This is a genomic window from Stenotrophomonas sp. 86156_Sma, from assembly GCF_056481625.1.
In genome coordinates, this window is the sequence record NZ_CM151157.1 from 1743601 (window position 1) to 1761164 (window position 17564).

The following is a 17564-nucleotide window of genomic DNA, read 5'->3' on the forward strand; positions in this document are numbered from 1 at the left end:
GCAAGCATGAAGTTGACCCTGCCCACCTGGCTGACGTTGTTGCGGATCGTGATGATCCCGGTGCTGGTGCTGGTGTTCTACCTGCCCTACACCTGGACCAACTTCGCTTCGGCGGCGATCTTCGGCCTGGCCGCGATCACCGATTGGCTCGATGGCTGGATCGCACGCCGTTACCAGCTGGAATCGGCCTTCGGCGCCTTCCTTGACCCGGTCGCGGACAAGCTGATGGTGGCGGTGGCGCTGTTCCTGATCGTGCAGGGTCACCCGACGCCGTGGATGGCGTTCTGGGCGGCGGTGATCGTTGGTCGTGAGATCGCGGTGTCGGCGCTGCGCGAATGGATGGCCGAACTCGGCCAGCGCGCCAAGGTGCGCGTGGCGATGATCGGCAAGGTCAAGACCACGGCGCAGATGGTCGCGCTGCTCTGCCTGCTGTATTCGGTGGCACCGAACGTGCCGGTGGAAGACATCTGGATGGGCTGGCCGGTGTTCCACATCGGCGACTGGACCCTGGCGATCGCCGCGGTGCTGACCCTGTGGTCGGGCCTGCAGTACCTGCACGCCGCCTGGCCGAGCCTGCGCGATGACGAGCGCGCTGCGCGCGAGCGTGCGCGTCAGAAGAAGCTGGGCAACTGAGCCCCGGGGTCGGATCCCTTTCCTCGGGAAAGGGCTCTGACCCCATCGGTGCGTTTATCCACGCATGGCGTGGATCAACTGGAAATGCCGCATCCACGGATGATGCGGATCCATCGGTTTGCGGGGATGCCATAGTAGATCCACGCCATGCGTGGATACGCAATGCAAGGTGCCTCGCAGACCCTGAAAAAGCGCTTGACGCCATCCTTGGAATAGGTAAAATTTCGCCTCCCAAGCGGGAATAGCTCAGTTGGTAGAGCGCAACCTTGCCAAGGTTGAGGTCGCGAGTTCGAGTCTCGTTTCCCGCTCCAGATTCAAGAAAAGCGCTCCCGAAAGGGGGCGTTTTTCGTTTGCGTCCAACGCGCTTCATTGCCACTTCACCGTCGCCCCATCGCCCCACCACATGAAGGTTGGATGCTGCATCCTTCGTTCCAAGGGTGACGCCGCGATGCCTCATCAATCCTCCGCCTACGACCACGACGTGGTCATCGTCGGCGCCAGTTTCGCCGGTGCCGCCTGTGCGTTGGCTGCTGTCCAATATGGACTGCGCGTGTGCGTACTCGAACGCAAGGCCGACCCCGGCGAACGCCTGCACACCACCGGCATCGTGGTGAAGGAAGCGATGGAGCAGACCTGGCTGGGGCGCATGCCCGAACACCTGGTGCAACGCGTTGCCAATGTGCGCCTGTATGCGCCGAACCTGCGCAGCGTGTTGTTGGCCGCGCCGGGCTATTACTTCCTCACCACCGATACGCCGAACCTGATGCGCTGGCTGGCCAGCGAGCTGCGCGCGAACGGTGTCGACCTTCGCCTGCAGCAGTCCTTCACCGACGCCCATCGCAGTGGTGACGGCTGGCAGGTGGAAGGGGCAGGGCGGTGCGCCTACCTGGTCGGTGCCGATGGTGCACGCTCACGCGTTGCCCAGCGCACCGGGCTCGGCAAGGTGCCTGACAACCTCTACGGCGTCGAACGTGAGTTCGCCGGTCTGCAGTTGCCGCAGGGCGACGCACTGCATTGCTTCGTCAGCAAGCGCTTTGCACCGGGCTACATCGGCTGGGTCGCGCAGAATCCAACCGGCCTGCAGGTGGGATTGGCGCTGCGCCATGACCCGAATCAGGTACGCCCGCCTGATATTGATGGCTTCCTTGAGCACGTACGCGATGTGGTCGGCATTCCGCCTTCGGCGCGCCCCTCGGCTACCCGTGCCGGCCTGGTGCCTTGCGGCCGGCCGGATGGGCCGTTCACCGGCCAACGCGTGATCCTGACCGGCGACGCGGCGGGCATCGTCTCGCCATTGTCCGCCGGGGGCATCCATTCCTCGTGGCGGCATGGCTGGGCGGTCGGCGAGGCGATTGCCCGTCATCTGCGTGGCCAGGGGCCGGAAGCGGAACAGGTGGCGCGGCAGGTGGCGCCGGCATTCCATGGCAAGCGCCTGCTGCGCTGGGCGATGGATCATCTGCAGGCCGACTGGCCGCTCAACGCACTGCTGCACACGGCGACCACGCGGCGCATCGCCGAGCAGGTCTACTTCCATCGCCGTGGCCTGCGAACCTGAGGTATCGGTCCTGGGGGCCTGAACGCCGCCCCACAATGCACGCGAAAATTCCTGTTGACGCCGTGCAGCAATATCGACACAATAGCGCTCCTTCGACGCAGGTCGAACGGAATCTGCGGGAATAGCTCAGTTGGTAGAGCGCAACCTTGCCAAGGTTGAGGTCGCGAGTTCGAGTCTCGTTTCCCGCTCCAAATTATGATCTACAGAGTTCTACTGACGTCTGTAAGTCATTGAAAATAGGGGCTTCGGCCCCTTTTTTCATTCCAGCGAGCGCCACGGAAATCCACCCACAGCTACCATTTTTGAGTGACCAATTGAGGCACAAGAATACGGGTGGGACGGTTACCGGATAGTTGCTGGGGCTGAGCGGGAACCATGGCGAGCATAGGGCCTAAGTCATAACTTAGGAGCCTCGAAATGGCACTCTCTGATCTGACAGCCCGGCAGGCACGGACCACCGGCAAGCGCTACACCCTCTCCGACAACGACTGCTTGGGCCTGATGGTCTCTGCCGCAGGCGGCAAGTCGTGGATCTTCCGATACTACTGGCTTGGCAAGCAGAAACGCATGTCCCTGGGTGGCTATCCTGCCCTCAGCCTGCGCGAGGCTCGCGCCGAGCGGGATAAGGCTCAAGCCTTGCTCGCCAGGGGGATCGATCCCCAAATCGAACGCGACCAGCGCCGGCACGCGGCCAAGCTGGCGGGCGAATACACCTTCAAGAATGTCTTCGATGCCTGGGTCGAGCATCGCCGCAAGGAACTCAAGGAAGGCCGCCAAAGCACGCTTTCGCAGATCCTGCGCATCTTCGACAAGGACGTTCTGCCCACCCTGGGGAAGATGTCGATCTACGACATTCGCCGGCCCCAGCTCGTGGGCGTCGTGGCGGCGATCGAGAAGCGCAAAGCGTTCACCACCGCCGAGAAGGTTCGCACTTGGTTCAACCAGATGTTCCGCTATGCCCTGGTCATCGCCGAGGGGCTGGAAGTCAACCCGGCTGCGGACCTGGACGTGGTGGCCGAACCCAAGCCCCCGGTGGCCCACAACCCCTATCTGCACCTACCCGAGCTGCCCGAGTTCCTTCAGAAGCTCCGGCTTTACAACCCCCGGGGCTGGCAGACCCAGCTTGGCGTCCGGCTGCTGTTCCTGACTGGGGTGCGCACGGGCGAGCTGCGGCTGGCCGAGCCTGAGCAATTCGATCTCGACCGCGGCTTGTGGATCATCCCGCCGCAGGTCGTTAAGCAGCTCCAGGACGAAATGCGCAAGGCCGGCAAGCGGCCGCAGGACGTGCCACCTTATATCGTGCCTCTGTCGCTGCAGGCCATCGAGATCGTGCGTTATCTCCTGGGTGTGATGCGGCCGGCGCAGAAATACCTGCTGTCGCATCGGAGCGAACTCAAGAAGCGCATCAGCGAGAACACCCTCAACAAGGCCGTGCAGCTCATGGGGTATGAAGGACGCCTGACCGGCCACGGTATCCGCGGCACCATCTCGACAGCACTCAACGAGATCGGGTACCCGAAGATTTGGGTGGACGCGCAGCTTTCGCACTCAGATCCGAACAAGGTGAGTTCGGCCTACAACCACGCCAAGTACGTGGAGCCGCGCCGCCGGATGATGCAGGACTGGGCTGATCGCCTCGATTTGCTCGAACAGGGCGAATTGGAAGCCGCGAGCGCGCACCTGACCATCCGTATCGATGGGGTGCCGGCGATGGCAGAAGTGGAGGAAGCGGTGGGCGCGGTTCCCTCGGTGGCCGAGCCCGCTATCCCTGGTGTGCCGCCAGTAGTGGCCACACCGATCGTCGTGACCCCGAACAACGGTGGAGGCACGTTCCGACGACTGTCGCAGGTGCCGCCACCCCCTATGCATGCCCCGGAGCCGGAAGTGTCCGCCATCCAGCGCGAGCGCGCGGAAATGCTGGCCATCTACGAGTCGCCGAACAATCTGCCGGTCCCGCTGTTCGGCAAGCTGGCCGGGAAGTCCAAGGACCAGATCAACCGCGAGTTGAAAGCGGGCAAGCTACTGTCCATCAGCCTGGGCAACCGGGGGCAGCGGGTTCCCGATTGGCAGTTGCTGCCGCTCAAGCACAGGCTGGCCCAGGCGCTCATGAACCAGTGCCCGCACGCGGATTCGTGGGACCTATACCGCATGCTGACCCAGCCGCACCCCGACCTGGGTGATCGCGCGGCCATTGATGTGGTTATGCCGACCAATGTGCCCGTGATCATCCGGATCATTATGGGCGGCTATCCTCGCCATGAGGAGGAGTCCGAGGCCGTTGCCCTGCAGCCTATCCCCGAGGATGTGCGGCAGAGCGTCCGTAAGCTGGTGGACAACGCGGTGGTGTTTGAGGGGGGCTGACCCACAATCATCATCCTATGGTCGGGTCAATGGCCCCGGCCATAGGGGCGCTGTTACGTGGCGCCGGCCGCGGTGATTTGCAGCGCTCTGCGCTCGAACCGCTCCGAAATGGAGTCGGCTTGCGCGTGGGGCTGGTGCAGATACGTCACCATCTCATAGGGACCGTCAGAGAGCGGCCGCATGGTGATCCCCCATCCCTGACCTTGGTCGATGCGCGATTGCGCGGATACCCCGACGCCGTAGCCGGCTGCAACCCATAGCGCCAGCATCTCGAATGAAGTCACCCGCAGGATGTTCTCCTGGTCCAGTGGCATGACGGAGGCCAGTCTTTCGTCCAGCAGAGGGCAATCCTCGGCCTGCCAGCGATAGATCGGGTAGTCCTGAAGATCGGCGATGGTGAGCTTTGCCCTGTCGAGTTGTGAATACAACCGCGGCGGCACGGCGACAGCCATGCTCTCGGCCCACAAAGGTTGCGTCTTGAGGGCTGGGTCGCTGGCCCCCTGAAGCGACATCCCTGCGTCGTAGCGGCCTTCACGAAGTCCCTGAAGCAGAACGTCATCTGCAACCTCAAAAAACGAGAGGGCGACGTCTGGCTCTTCCGCGCGTTGTCGCGCGAGAAGCGCTGAAAGATGCGATGAGGGTACGCCCAGTGCTACGGCAAGTCTGAGACGGGGGTGGCGACGCGTGGCGTCGTGCATAAGAGCCCCCAAGAAGAGAATTGAGTAAGAAAACAGCCCCGTATGATACCCGTGAGTTAAATTTAACGTGGTTAAATTATCGTGACTGCTCGACGCTTCTGTTGATGCAGAAGCGTACTGTTCAACGAGGCCGTCCCCCAGGCACCACCAGGTATGAAGCCGAGCCAGCCCTGGCATTCGGGAAGGCCGTACGCGCGTTTCGTGTGGATCAGGGTGTTGCTCAGGAGGAACTGGCGGCACTGGCCGGAATTGAGCGTTCGCACATGGGCAAGATCGAGCGGGGGGAGCATTTGCCCTCCTTAGGCTTGGTACTTAAGATTGCTGCGGCACTCAGGATCAGTGGCACCAAACTGATGGCTGCAACGGAGCGCAATATGGCCCCTACTGCCGAGGTTTGAGGCTGACTTCTGAGAAGCTATCCGTCCAAACCTTCGCGTAGACGAACGATAAGCCGCTCCAGTGAGGCCGGCACATCGCCGCTGTCGGGCCGAAGCAGATAAGTTGTGATGATCGCCGACTCCACGGCCAAGGGACGAATCACGACGTCCGGTCGTTGGCTAATCGGAATTTTGGTGGCTGCCATGAAGCCGACACCATAACCGGCGCCGACCAGCGTAAGCATCATGTCTAACGAGGTTGCGTGCTCGACAACGTTCTGCCGATTTTCCAAAGGGCCAAGCAGCCGTGCTAATTCTCGGCAGTAGCCCTCACATATCTGTGGGTCGCACAAGACGAGCGGATGGCTGCCGAGTTCATCGAGCGGCACCTCCTTGTGGATGAGGAGCTCATGCCGGGCGGGTACGGCAACTACCAATGGGTCGTGCCAGATAGCTTGGGCAGTGATGCCATCGCCGACATCTGCAGCGTGTGCGAAGCCAATTGAAAAATCGCCGGCCCGCAGGCCTCGCACCTGCTCGGCCAAGGGGACTTCGCATAAGCGAATCTCGATCTCCGGTTCCTCTGCGCGACAACGCGCTAGGAAAGCTGACAGCCGTGAATCAATAGCGCCGTCAGATATAGCAATGCGTAGACTCCCTCGCAAACCTGCCGCGATTGCCCTTGCGTTGTCTTGCGCCTGCTCGAGGATAATGAATAGTCGACGGATGTCTTGCAGGAAGGCGGCACCGGCTGGGGTCAAGCGGGTCCCCCGTCTATCCCGGTCGAAGAAAACGACTCCTAACTCGTCTTCCAGTTCTTTAATCGCTCGGGACAAGGGGGGTTGCTCGATGTGCAGTCGCTCGGCAGCCCGTGTGAAGTGTAGTTCCTCGGCCAAAGCAACGAAGCATCGAAGGTGTCGTAACTCCATCTGTAGCGCCTTTTTAGTTGCAGATGCCAATTCCCTGCGCTGTCATCCCTCGTTGGACTACCGTTTAAGCCTAGCGTTAGCTTCACGACTGACTCAGCTTTTCGCCTGCTCGTATTCTTGGACGATTGCCTGCATGCCCCCCATTGCGAAGTGGAAAAGGTGTTCCACAACTGTGGCTGGCGGCATCTGAAACACTTCCTGCAAAGGTCCAGGAAAACTGCGCCCACCTACCAGCAGCATCAGGCAAGGCGCGCCGACACTCAGCAGGCACCTGGTCAGTGCGGGGTCTTCAGCCGGGATCTTCGTGATTTCACTGAGCATGCGCTTGACGAGCACCATCTTCGGCAGTGCTTCGTTCTGAAAAAGCACCTGCAGATGTGAACTCGGCGCCAGCACTTCCCTGGCCAGGATTCGCAGGTGCCAGGCTTGAGGCTCTTCGGTCGCACGTTGGACCAATTGCTCGATCAGAAAACGCAGCTTCGACGTTGGCGCCAGCTCGCTCTCGACCAGTTCGCGCAGATCGTTCACTCCCAACAGCCGCCGATGGGCCTCGGCCAGCACGGTCTGGTAGAGACCACTGCGGTTGCCGAAGTGATAGTTGATGGAGGCCAGATCCACGCGCGCTTCGGCGGCGATGGCCTTGTTGGTGGTTTCGGCGTAGCCCGTCGTGGCGAATAGTTCGCCTGTGGCCTCCAGGATTCGGGCTCGTGTCGCTTCGCCATCCGAGCGAAGACCGCGTGCGGGCTTGTTCATCCCTTGACTCTCTAGAGCAGATATGGATTGCATTCTCACCCAATTTAAAACTAAAATCAAATTAATGAAGGCGCTCCCGCCGCAGTCTTCTGCCGTCCGATCCTGATTCCTGAGACCTTTGACATGAAGAAACCTTTTATCCTCCTTGCCGCTGCCGTCACTGTTGGTCTCGTGGCGTGGGCTGCGTGGCACTTCAGTCAGCGCGACGGTGACGATGGGCTGGTGCTGCACGGCAATGTGGACATCCGCCAGATCTCGCTGGCCTTCGATGGCAGTGGCCGCGTGGCGGAAGTGCGAGCCGAAGAAGGCGACCGGGTGAAGGCCGGTGCGGTTGTGGGCCTGCTGGACACGCGCACGCTGGCCCTGCAGGCGGAGCAGGCGCAGGCGCAGATCGAGGTTCAGCAGCAGACCCTGCTGCGGCTGCGGACCGGCTCGCGTCCCCAGGAGATCGCACAGGCCCGCAGTCGGGTCACCGCGGCGCAGGCGGATGCGTCCCAAGCCGAGCAGGATCTCAAGCGTCTGCAAGGCATCGCAGCCAACACCCAAGGGCGCGGCGTCAGCGCTCAGGACCTGGATCGCGCCAGGAGTAATCACCAGGTCGCCCAGGCCAAGGTCGCCGAGCAGCGCGAAGCCTTGCGTCTGACCGAACTGGGTCCCCGGGCGGAGGAAGTCGCGGGCGCCCAGGCGCAGCTCAAAGCGGCGCAGGCACAGTTGGCGCTCCTTCAGCATCAGATCGCGCAGGGCGAGTTGAAGGTGCCCGCGGATGCGGTGGTGCGGTCGCGGCTGCTGGAGCCCGGCGACATGGCGACGCCGCAACGTCCGGTGTTGGCCTTGGCGCTGACCCAGCCCAAATGGGTGCGCGCCTATGTGGGCGAGCCCGACCTGGTCCGCGTCAAGCCGGGCATGGAGGCACAGGTGGTCGCCGATGGGCGCCCCGGCGAGCCTATCCCCGGCAAGATCGGCTACATCTCCTCGGTGGCCGAGTTCACGCCCAAATCGGTGCAGACCGAAGAACTGCGCACCAGCCTGGTCTACGAGGTGCGAGTGCTGGTCGACGACCCTCAGGACGTGCTGCGGCTGGGGCAGCCGGCAACGGTCCATCTGGCGGTGGCTGGCACTGCGCGATGAACGAGGGCAATGCAACGGTTCACCCACCGGTCCACGCTCAGGGCCTGTGCAAGACCTTCGATGCGCCGGGCGGCGGCCCGTTGCGCGCGGTAAACGACGTGTCGATGACGATAAGGGCGGGCGAGTTGACCGCCCTGGTCGGCCCGGACGGTGCCGGCAAGACCACGCTCATGCGCATGATGGCGGGACTGCTCACGCCCGACGGTGGATCGTTGCAGGTACTGGGTTGCGACGTCGCCAAGGATCCGCAGTCGGTCCAGGACCGCATCAGCTACATGCCGCAGCGATTCGGCCTGTACGAGGACCTGAGCGTGCAGGAGAACCTGGACCTGTATGCCGACCTGCACGGGGTGCCCCAGGAGGTGCGCCGCGAGCGCTTCGGGCGCATGCTGGAAATGACGGACATGGCCCGTTTCACCGAACGGCCGGCCGGCAAGCTGTCGGGCGGCATGAAACAAAAACTCGGTCTTGCCTGCACGCTGGTGCGCTCGCCGGACTTGCTGCTGCTGGACGAGCCCAGCGTGGGCGTCGATCCGCTGTCGCGCCGCGACCTGTGGAAGATCGTGCAGCAGTTGGTCGAGGACGAGAACCTCAGCGTGATCGTCAGCACGGCCTACATGGATGAAGCCGAGCGCTGCGCGCAGGTGTTCGTGATGCACGAGGGCCGGTTGCTGGCCGAAGGGGCGCCGCACGCGCTGCGCAGCCGCGCACGCGGCCTCACCTTCGTCGCCACACCGCGACCCGGTACGCCCGCGCGCGATCTGCAGGCGCGGCTGATCGATGAGGATGCGCTGATCATTGACGCCGTGCCCAAGGCCGGCGAGGTGTGGTTCATTCGCCAGCCCGAGGCGCAGGCGGATGCCGTCGATGCGTTGCTCGGCGACCTGGATCACCGGCCGCGCAGCGAGGACCTGGAAGACGCGTTCATGATGATGCTGCGCCAGCAGCAGGCCGAGGGTGCGGACAAGGAGGCCCCTGCCGAGGCGCCCGCGCCGTCGCCGCAGGTCGCGCCGGCGCGCAGCGACGACAAGCCGGTGATCGTCGTGCGCGACCTGGTGCGCAAATTTGGCGATTTCACCGCGGTCGCCAGCACATCCTTCGAGGTTGCGCGCGGGGAGATCTTCGGGCTGCTCGGCCCGAACGGCGCGGGCAAAACCACCACGTTCCGCATGCTTTGTGGTCTGCTGCCGGCCACCAGCGGCCACCTGGAAGTGGCCAGCCTGAACCTGCGCACGGCACGCGCCCAGGCGCGCGCACGGATCGGCTATGTGTCGCAGAAGTTCGCGCTGTACGGCAACCTGACCGTGCGCGAGAACCTGGAGTTCTTCGCTGGCGCCTACGGACTGCGCGGTGCTGCCATGCGTGATCGGGTGGCCGCGACCATCGAACAGTTCGGGTTGGACGCCGCTGCCGTGAGCGGGGTACTGCCGGGTGGCTACAAGCAGCGCCTGGCGATGGCGGCCGGCCTGCTGCACGAGCCGGAGATCCTGTTCCTGGACGAGCCGACCAGCGGCATCGATCCGCTGGCGCGCCGCTCGTTCTGGCGCACCATCACCTCGCTCGCCCAGTCGGGCGTCACCGTCATCATCACGACCCACTTCATGGAAGAGGCGGAGTACTGCGACCGCATCGCGATCCAGGACGCCGGCAAGATGCTGGCACTCGGCACGCCGCAAGAGGTGCGAGAGCAAGCCGGCGGCGAAGCGGGTGGCGACATGAACAGTGCCTTCATCGCCGTCGTCGAACAGGGCCGCGCCCAAAGCAGGCACGCGCAAGGAGGGGACAAGTGACCACCTCCGGCTTCGCAAGGCGGTTCACCGCACTGCTGCGCAAGGAAGTGCGCCAGATGCTGCGCGACAAGAGCAACCTGGCCGTCGGCCTGCTGCTTCCGGTCGCACTGATCCTGCTGTTCGGCTACGGCTTGTCGTTCGACGTGAAGAATGCGCCGATCGCGGTGGTGCTCGAAGACAGCTCACCCACCGCACGCGAGGTCGTCGCAGGCCTGCAAGGCTCCGCCTACCTGTCTCCGACGTTGACCACCAGCATGACGCAGGCCGAAGCCCGCATGCGGGCCGGCGAGATCGACGCGATCGTGCGCATTCCGATGGACTTCTCGCGTCGCCTGGCGACCGGCGACGCGACAATCCAGATCGTGCTCAACGGCGTGGAGTCGACCACCGCGTCGGCTGTCGAGGGCTACGTGAGCGGTGCAATCGGCGTCTGGGCGCAGCGCCAGGGAGACCGCGCAGGCGGCAAGGCCCCAGCGGGCGCGAGCGTTGAGGTGGTGCAGCGCACCTGGTTCAACGAGGCCAACAACAGCTCCTGGTACCTGGTCCCCGGCCTCATCGTGCTCGTGCTCACGCTGGTGGGGGCTTTCCTGACTTCGCTGCTGATCGCCCGGGAGTGGGAGCGCGGCACGCTGGAATCGCTGTTCGTCACGCCGGTGCGTCCGACCGAACTCGTGCTCGCCAAGCTCACGCCCTATCTGGCGATCGGCGCGATCGACCTGACGCTGTGCCTGCTGGCCGCCCGGTTCCTGTTCGAGGTGCCGATGCGCGGCTCGCTGTGGATCATCGTCCTGGCGTCGATGCTGTATCTCGCCGTGTCGCTGCTGCTGGGGCTGTTCATCTCGGGCAAGACGCGCAACCAGTTCCAGGCCAGCCAGATGGCGCTGCTGACCAGCTTCATGCCCGCCATGATGCTGTCGGGCTTCGTGTTCGACCTGCGCAACGTGCCGGTGGTGATCCAGGTGATCAGCCAGTTGTTGCCGGCCACGCATTTCATGGGCCTGATCAAGACGCTGTTCCTAGCGGGCGACCACTGGCCCACCATCGTGCGCAGCCTGCTGATCCTCTCGGCATACGCCGTGGTGCTGACCTACGCGACGCGGCGCACGCTGCGCAAGACATTGGATTGACCGCCATGACGTCCTTTATTGCCACCCTCGCGCAGATCGGCGCCCTGGTCAAAAAAGAGATCCTGGCGCTGGTCAAGGAGCCCTCCAGCCGGGCCATCCTGTTCCTGCCCGCGCTGCTGCAGGCCCTGCTGTTCGGCTACGGCGCGACTTACGACCTCAAGTACGTTCCGTATGCCGTGCTGGACCAGAGCCGCAGCGCGGCGTCGGTCGAACTGCTGTCGCGGCTGGACGGCACCGGCGTGTTCGAACGCGAGGCCACGCTGACCTCGCCCGAGCAGATCGCCGGCCAGGTCGACGCCGGCAAGGCGCTGATGGTGGTCAGCATTCCTTCGGACTTCCATACGCGCCTGGCGGCCGGACAGCGGGCACCTCTGCAGATCATCCTGGACGGGCGCAATTCGTCGACCGCGGGCTCGGCCGCCGGCTACGTCGGCTCCATCGTGGCCGACTACAACGCCTCGCTCGGAAGCGGCGCACAAGGCGTCACGATCGAGCGGCGCGCCTGGTACAACCCCAACCTGGAATCGCGCTGGAACCTCATGCCGGCGCTGATCGCGGCATTGAGCATGATGCAGACCCTGCTGCTATCGGCGCTGTCGGTGGCCCGCGAGCGCGAGCAAGGCACGTTCGACCAGTTGCTGGTCACGCCGCTCACGCCGATGCAGATCCTGATCGGCAAGGCGCTCCCGGCGATCCTGGTCGGGCTCATCCAGTCCACCGTCATCTTCCTGATCATCCGGTTCTGGTTCGAGATCCCGATGAACGGGTCGGTGTGGCTGCTGTACCTCGGGCTCATCACCTTCACCATCGCGGCGGTCGGGGTCGGACTGTCGATCTCCGCCCTGTCGCTGACCATGCAGCAGGCGATGCTCTACACGTTCTTGCTGATCATGCCGCTGATGCTGCTGTCCGGCCTGCTCACGCCGGTGCGCAACATGCCGCAAGTGCTGCAGCTTGCCACCTATGTCAATCCGCTGCGGTTCGGCATGAGCATCGTGCGCCGCGTCTATCTCGAAGGCGCGGGCTTCGGCGACGTGGCGCTGGAGTTCATCCCCTTGCTCGTGCTGGCCGCCATCACGCTGCCGCTGGCGGCGTGGCTGTTCCGCAACCGTCTCTCTTGATCACGGGTACCCGTATGTTCGATTTGCAGCGCCACATTCCTCATCCAACACGCCGCGGCCTGGCGAACTGCGCATTGGCGGTGGCCCTGGCAGCGGCATTGGCCGGCTGCGCGGTCGGGCCGGATTTCGTGAAACCGACGCCCGTGGCCCCGGACGATTGGACGAGCTGGCGCAGCGCCGAGGATTCCCTGCGCGCGTTGGGCGCTGCCGACCAGCCCCTGCCCCCGCACTGGTGGCAGGCCTTCAACGATCCGGTGCTGGACAACCTGACGCAGCGGGCCTTGGTTTCCAGCCCGGACCTGCAGACCGCCGCGCTGCACTTTGCGCAGGCCCGCGTCCAGCGCAGCACGACGGCCGCCCAGCGCGGGCCGGAGGTAGGTGTCAGCGGGAGCGCCAATCGCCAGCGCCAGAGCGAGTACGGTGCCGGCACCCGCATGATCGACGCGATCGGCGGCGATCGCGAGAGCCTGGTGAATGTGTTGAGCGAGCCGTTCACGCTGTATCAGGCCGGCTTCGACGCATCATGGGAAGTAGACCTGTGGGGGCGCGTGCGGCGCTCCATCGAGGCCGCTGATGCCGACGTGGACCGCCAGGCGGCACTGCTGGACCTTGCTCGGCTGACACTGGTCAGCGATGTGGCCCGCAACTACTTCGAACTGCGCACCACGCAGCGCCAGATCCTCCTGGCGCGCGAGGACATCACGGCGTTGGAGGATCGGTTGGGCATCCTGCAGGCCCGGGTGGATGGCGGCGTCATCGACCACCTGAACCTGGAGCAGCAACGCGCGGAGCTTGCGGCCATCAAGGCGCAGTTGCCCGGCCTGCTGGCCCAGGAAGGCGCGAGCGCCAACCAGATCGCGTTGTTGCTGGGCGAGCGCCCCGGCGCGCTGCGCGAGACGCTGGCAGCGCCCCCTGCCAGCGACGGCACGACGGCGCTTCCCGATCTCGCGCTGGGTTTGCCTTCGGAAGCGGCGCTGCGCCGACCCGACATCCGAGCCGCCGAAGCCCGGCTGCATCGGGCGACCGCGAGCATCGGCGTGGCGCGGGCGGACCTGTACCCCAGCATCCGGCTTGGCGCGCGCTTTGGTTACGAGTCCTACCTGAGTGGCGAGTTCTCCGACTGGGGCAGCCGCGCCTGGTCGGTCGGGCCCAGCCTGAACCTGCCTTTGTTCGACGGTGGCCGGCGCAGGAGCGTGGTGCAACTGCGCGAGCTGGAGCAGCAGGAAGCGGCCGTGAGCTACCAACAGACGGTACTACAGGCGTGGCAGGAGATCGATGACGCGCTTAGCGCCTACAACGCGGAGCAGCAGCAAGCGCAGCAATTGCAAGCCCGGGTGCGCAGTGCGGCAGACGCCTATCAACTGGCCCAGGCGCGCTACGACGGCGGGACGGCCGACTTCATCACGGTGCTCGACAGCCAGCGCAGCTTCCTGCAGGCGCGCCGCGACCTGACGGCCAGCCAAGGGCGGCTGAACACCCGCTACGTGACGATCCAGAAGGTGGTAGGCAACGCCCCCCAGGTTGAGAAGCCGACGGCGGCTGCGACATCAGGGGAATGACACGACGTGGCACACAACACACTGGCGACGCAGCCCCGGACACGTAGGAGAGTACTTGGCAGGCAAAGACGCCCCGTCAGGTGCCTCCTGCTGGCCGTCATGGCGTCGCTGTGTGTGGGGTGCGCCGGTGTCAAGGTGGGAACCGTCAGCCCCGAGGACTACATCTCCCAGCGACGCGGGGATGTGCTGACCACCGGCAAGCTCAGCGCCTCGGCCCGCGACGTGCTCACGAGTCTTGCGATCTCGCCAGAGCGATGCCGGGAGAATGTCAGCGACTGCGCCCAGTTGCTGACGCGCAGCGATGTCATTGGCATGGAACGTCAACTCGCCACGGCAGCGGAGCTGTGGTTGCAGGAAGCCATGCGCCAGGAGCGGCAAGGCGTGACCGGCCACCAGCGCTTCGAGGGCCTGTTGGGGGCCTATCTGCAGGTGGCGCGCCATGCCTACGCCTATCTGTTCTTCACCCCACGCCTGCCGGGGGATCGGGCGTTCGAGGATCGCCAGACGCAAGTTCGCGACTACTACAACTATGCGGCGCAGCAGGCGGCCGCGCTGTTGTTCGAGCAGTACCGCGACGCGCGGCAGCATGTCGGAGATAGCATCCAGGTGGGCGATTGGCTGCTGCGTGGAGACATGTCCGGCGTGTACCAGAACGGCCCCCCACCACGTGCAAGCGAACTGCTCCCGGCGTCGCGGCTCACCTTCCAGGGCATCCGAAGCATCTACCGGCGTGACGGCTTCGGGGCCGAACTCGTGGTGGCGACCGGTGCTGGGGACGAGGACCGCGCGGCTTCGGCGCACGCCTATAGCGAGACACCATATCGGCCGGTCACGGCCATCCTGGCCTTTCCGGGAAGCACGCTGGAGCAGGTGCTTCGCGCTCGCGAAGTCACCCTGGTCGGATACGACCCCTACCGGCACGACGGCCTGCAGATCCAGGGCACCTCGGTGCCGCTCGCAGCCAACTTCACCTCCGCCTACGGTCTGTGGCTGGCGCGCTCGGGGTTTTCCGTGCAGGCCCTGCGCACGGTCCTGGGCAGGAGCCGCAGCCTGGACGCCCCGCATGTCTATCTGATGCAGCCCTTCGACCCCAACCGCCGGGTCATCATCATGCTGCACGGATTGGCCAGCAGTCCCGAGGCCTGGATCAACGTCGCCAATGACATCATGGGCGATGAAGCGTTGCGCCAGCGCTACCAGGTCTGGCAGGTGTACTACCCCACCAATGCGCCTCTTGCGTACAACCACGCGGCGATTCGGAGCGCGCTCACCGCGACCTTCCAGCATTTCGATCCTTCGGGCGCCACCGCCGCCTCGCGCGACATTGTCGTCGTCGGCCACAGCATGGGCGGAGTGCTGGGCCGATTGCTGGTCTCGTCCTCCGGCAGTGTGCTGCTCGATACGGTCAAGGCGGGCCGCCAACTGGAGGGCGAGCGGTTCGAGAGATTCCGAACCGCGGTCGAGGGCTTTTTGAGCTTCGAGCCATACCCGGGCGTGACGCGCGCGATCTTCATTGCGGCGCCCCACAGAGGGACCCCATTCGCGGGCAACCGGCTCTCGCGGTTCCTCTCCGGACTCATCACGTTGCCGGCACAAGTGGTCAATCGGGCGGTACGACTGCAGCAGGTCATCGGTGACAAGGAGGTCACGCCAGCCAGCTTGCCGACCTACTTACCCAACGGGGTCGACAACCTGAGGGATTCTGACCCCTTCATCCGCGCCGCAGCCGAGCTCCCGATTTCTGCCAGCGTGCGCTACCACAGCATCGTTGCGAACCACACGCCGGACAGGGCCCTCGTCGATTCCGATGACGGCCTCGTGCCATACCGCAGCGCACATCTTGCCGGCGCGCAATCGGAGCTGGTCATCCCGTTTTCCCACAGCGTGCAAGAGACCCCGGAGGCGATCCTGGAGGTGCGACGCATTCTTCGCGAGCACCAGCGGGCGATTCCGGGGCCAGGGAGCACAACGCGTGAGTGATCTTGTTCAGACGTCGGCCAGACAGCCGTTCCCCGTTGCACGGGAGCCTTCGGGGGATCCGTGCTCAGGGCGCGGTGCCGCGCCGGCGACAGATCCTCCTGCTCCATATGCCAACCAGAGTGCGACACCATGACAAACGATCCCAGCAAACAATCCCCGCCGCCTGGAGTGCAGCGCGGTACCGACGGCATCTCCGTGGGCCACTCCGCGCGCGTCGAGCGTGTGCTCACCCTGGACAACCTTCAGTTGGGTGTGGCGCTTGCCAGTGACACCGTTCCCGCAGAGGGGAACACGCGAACCGTGGCCTCCATGCGTGGCAGTGCCTGGGTCGGCATCGGCACCTGGCTCGGGGGATTGATCGCCTCGGCGATCGGCGAGTGCCTGTCCGGCACCCGTCTGGTCTGCCGTGGACAGCGCCTGCGGTTTCTGGCGCCGGTCCGTCTGGGTGATCGCCTTCGGGCCGAGGTAACCGTCACCGAGCACCATCCGGCAACGGGTCGCATGGTCCTGCACTGTGCCTGCTCCAACCAGGACGGCATATCGGTCGCCGACGGCGAAGTGGAGGTGGCACCCAGCGATGTGCCCGGCGGCGACGATCAGATCGATATCGGGCTGAGCGTGGATGTGGGCGGCAGCATGCAGCGCATGCTGTCTCACGTTCAGACGCTGGACGCCATCCGTGTCGCGGTCGTACATCCCTGCGACGAAGCCAGCCTGTCAGCCGCGCTGGATGCACGCCGGGCCGGACTGATCGAGCCTGTCCTGGTGGCCCCGCGCGCCAAGCTGGACGTGGTTGCCCAGCAACACGGGCTGGATCTGACCAGCATCGAGGTCATCGACGTACCGCACAGCCACGCAGCTGCCGAACGCGCGGTCGAGATGGCCGGCAATGGCGAGGTCGAGGCCTTGATGAAGGGCAGCCTGCACACCGACGAGCTGATGGCCGCCATCCTCGCACCGGCCAGCCGGCTTCGCACCAAGCGACGCATCAGCCACTGTTTCGTGTTGCAAACGCCTGGTTACCCCCGGCCCTTCATCGTCACCGATGCCGCGATCAATCTGGCACCGGACCTGGCGCAGAAAGCCGACATCGTGCGCAATGCCATCGAGCTGGCCCACGTCATCGGCGTGGCCGATCCCAAGGTCGCCATTCTGGCGGCGGTGGAGACTGTCAACCCGGCCATGCCCGCGACGCTGCACGCGGCGGCGCTGTGCAAGATGGCCGACCGAGGGCAGATCGTCGGCGGTGTGCTGGATGGACCGCTGGCGTTCGACAACGCCATCTCGGCCGTGGCGGCACGAACCAAAGGCATCGTCTCGGCAGTGGCAGGACAGGCCGACATCCTGGTGGTCCCCGACTTGGAGAGCGGCAACATGCTTGCCAAGCAATTGATCTACCTCGGACAGGCGGCCAGTGCCGGCATCGTGCTTGGTGCCAAGGTTCCGGTGATCTTGACCAGCCGCGCCGACAGCCGCCAGGCACGGGTCGCGTCCTGCGCCATAGCTCTGATGCTGGCGCACCAGTACAGGCAGACGCCGCCATGACGCCGTTG

14 protein-coding genes and 2 tRNA genes are annotated in these 17564 nt (G+C 64.8%); 13 read left to right on the top strand and 3 right to left on the bottom strand.

Annotated elements, in window-relative coordinates:
* Positions 1-6 precede the first annotated feature (6 nt).
* The 5 genes from pgsA (at position 7) to ACZK33_RS08130 (ending at position 4549) form a co-directional block, all read left to right on the top strand.
* On the top strand, positions 7-633 hold the full coding sequence (gene pgsA / locus ACZK33_RS08110) for a CDP-diacylglycerol--glycerol-3-phosphate 3-phosphatidyltransferase (protein WP_012510614.1): 627 nt from the start codon (positions 7-9) through the stop codon (positions 631-633).
* 235 nt (positions 634-868) lie between these two features.
* Positions 869-944 (top strand) — tRNA-Gly (locus tag ACZK33_RS08115).
* Positions 945-1081: 137 nt separating this feature from the next.
* Positions 1082-2188 (top strand): NAD(P)/FAD-dependent oxidoreductase, encoded by a 1107-nt coding sequence (locus ACZK33_RS08120; protein WP_423174067.1) that lies wholly within the window; start codon positions 1082-1084, stop codon positions 2186-2188.
* A gap of 115 nt (positions 2189-2303) precedes the next feature.
* Positions 2304-2379, top strand: a tRNA-Gly gene (locus tag ACZK33_RS08125).
* Between the two features lie 226 nt (positions 2380-2605).
* Positions 2606-4549, top strand: coding sequence for a tyrosine-type recombinase/integrase (locus ACZK33_RS08130; protein ID WP_034033041.1), 1944 nt, complete (start codon positions 2606-2608; stop codon positions 4547-4549).
* 53 nt (positions 4550-4602) lie between these two features.
* On the opposite strand, the gene ACZK33_RS08135 is transcribed toward ACZK33_RS08130, so the two are convergent.
* The gene (locus tag ACZK33_RS08135) at positions 4603-5247 is read right to left on the bottom strand and encodes a substrate-binding domain-containing protein (protein ID WP_034033039.1); all 645 of its coding nucleotides are present in this window, start codon (positions 5245-5247) and stop codon (positions 4603-4605) included.
* A 20-nt stretch (positions 5248-5267) separates the two neighbouring features.
* Between ACZK33_RS08135 and ACZK33_RS08140 the strand changes: the two genes are divergently transcribed.
* A complete protein-coding gene (locus ACZK33_RS08140; RefSeq protein WP_425530635.1) occupies positions 5268-5645 on the top strand; it encodes a helix-turn-helix domain-containing protein in 378 nt (125 codons plus the stop codon).
* A gap of 17 nt (positions 5646-5662) precedes the next feature.
* Here the strand turns inward: ACZK33_RS08140 and ACZK33_RS08145 are convergent, their stop codons facing one another.
* Together ACZK33_RS08145 and ACZK33_RS08150 are read right to left on the bottom strand one after the other, a co-directional pair.
* Entirely contained in the window at positions 5663-6553 is an 891-nt protein-coding gene (locus tag ACZK33_RS08145) for a LysR family transcriptional regulator (RefSeq protein ID WP_034033034.1), read from the bottom strand.
* 93 nt (positions 6554-6646) lie between these two features.
* Entirely contained in the window at positions 6647-7306 is a 660-nt protein-coding gene (locus tag ACZK33_RS08150) for a TetR/AcrR family transcriptional regulator (protein WP_050159456.1), read from the bottom strand.
* A 123-nt stretch (positions 7307-7429) separates the two neighbouring features.
* Here ACZK33_RS08150 and ACZK33_RS08155 point away from each other — a divergent pair, with 123 nt between their 5' ends.
* From ACZK33_RS08155 to ACZK33_RS08185, 7 genes are all read left to right on the top strand, one after another.
* Positions 7430-8434, top strand: a complete 1005-nt coding sequence (locus ACZK33_RS08155) for an HlyD family secretion protein (protein ID WP_034033031.1) — start codon at positions 7430-7432, stop codon at positions 8432-8434.
* The gene (locus ACZK33_RS08160; protein WP_034033029.1) at positions 8431-10224 is read left to right on the top strand and encodes an ATP-binding cassette domain-containing protein; all 1794 of its coding nucleotides are present in this window, start codon (positions 8431-8433) and stop codon (positions 10222-10224) included. Before ACZK33_RS08155 ends, ACZK33_RS08160 begins: the two co-directional genes overlap by 4 nt.
* Entirely contained in the window at positions 10221-11351 is a 1131-nt protein-coding gene (locus ACZK33_RS08165) for an ABC transporter permease (RefSeq protein ID WP_034033027.1), read from the top strand. Before ACZK33_RS08160 ends, ACZK33_RS08165 begins: the two co-directional genes overlap by 4 nt.
* Positions 11352-11356: 5 nt before the next feature.
* Positions 11357-12472 carry an ABC transporter permease gene (locus ACZK33_RS08170; RefSeq protein WP_034033026.1) on the top strand — a complete coding sequence of 372 codons (1116 nt, stop codon included), beginning with the start codon at positions 11357-11359 and terminating at the stop codon, positions 12470-12472.
* A 14-nt stretch (positions 12473-12486) separates the two neighbouring features.
* Entirely contained in the window at positions 12487-14031 is a 1545-nt protein-coding gene (locus ACZK33_RS08175; RefSeq protein ID WP_050159454.1) for an efflux transporter outer membrane subunit, read from the top strand.
* 99 nt (positions 14032-14130) lie between these two features.
* A complete protein-coding gene (locus tag ACZK33_RS08180) occupies positions 14131-16011 on the top strand; it encodes an esterase/lipase family protein (protein WP_050159452.1) in 1881 nt (626 codons plus the stop codon).
* A 129-nt stretch (positions 16012-16140) separates the two neighbouring features.
* Positions 16141-17556 carry a bifunctional enoyl-CoA hydratase/phosphate acetyltransferase gene (locus ACZK33_RS08185; RefSeq protein ID WP_034033023.1) on the top strand — a complete coding sequence of 472 codons (1416 nt, stop codon included), beginning with the start codon at positions 16141-16143 and terminating at the stop codon, positions 17554-17556.
* The last annotated feature ends 8 nt before the right edge of the window (positions 17557-17564 follow it).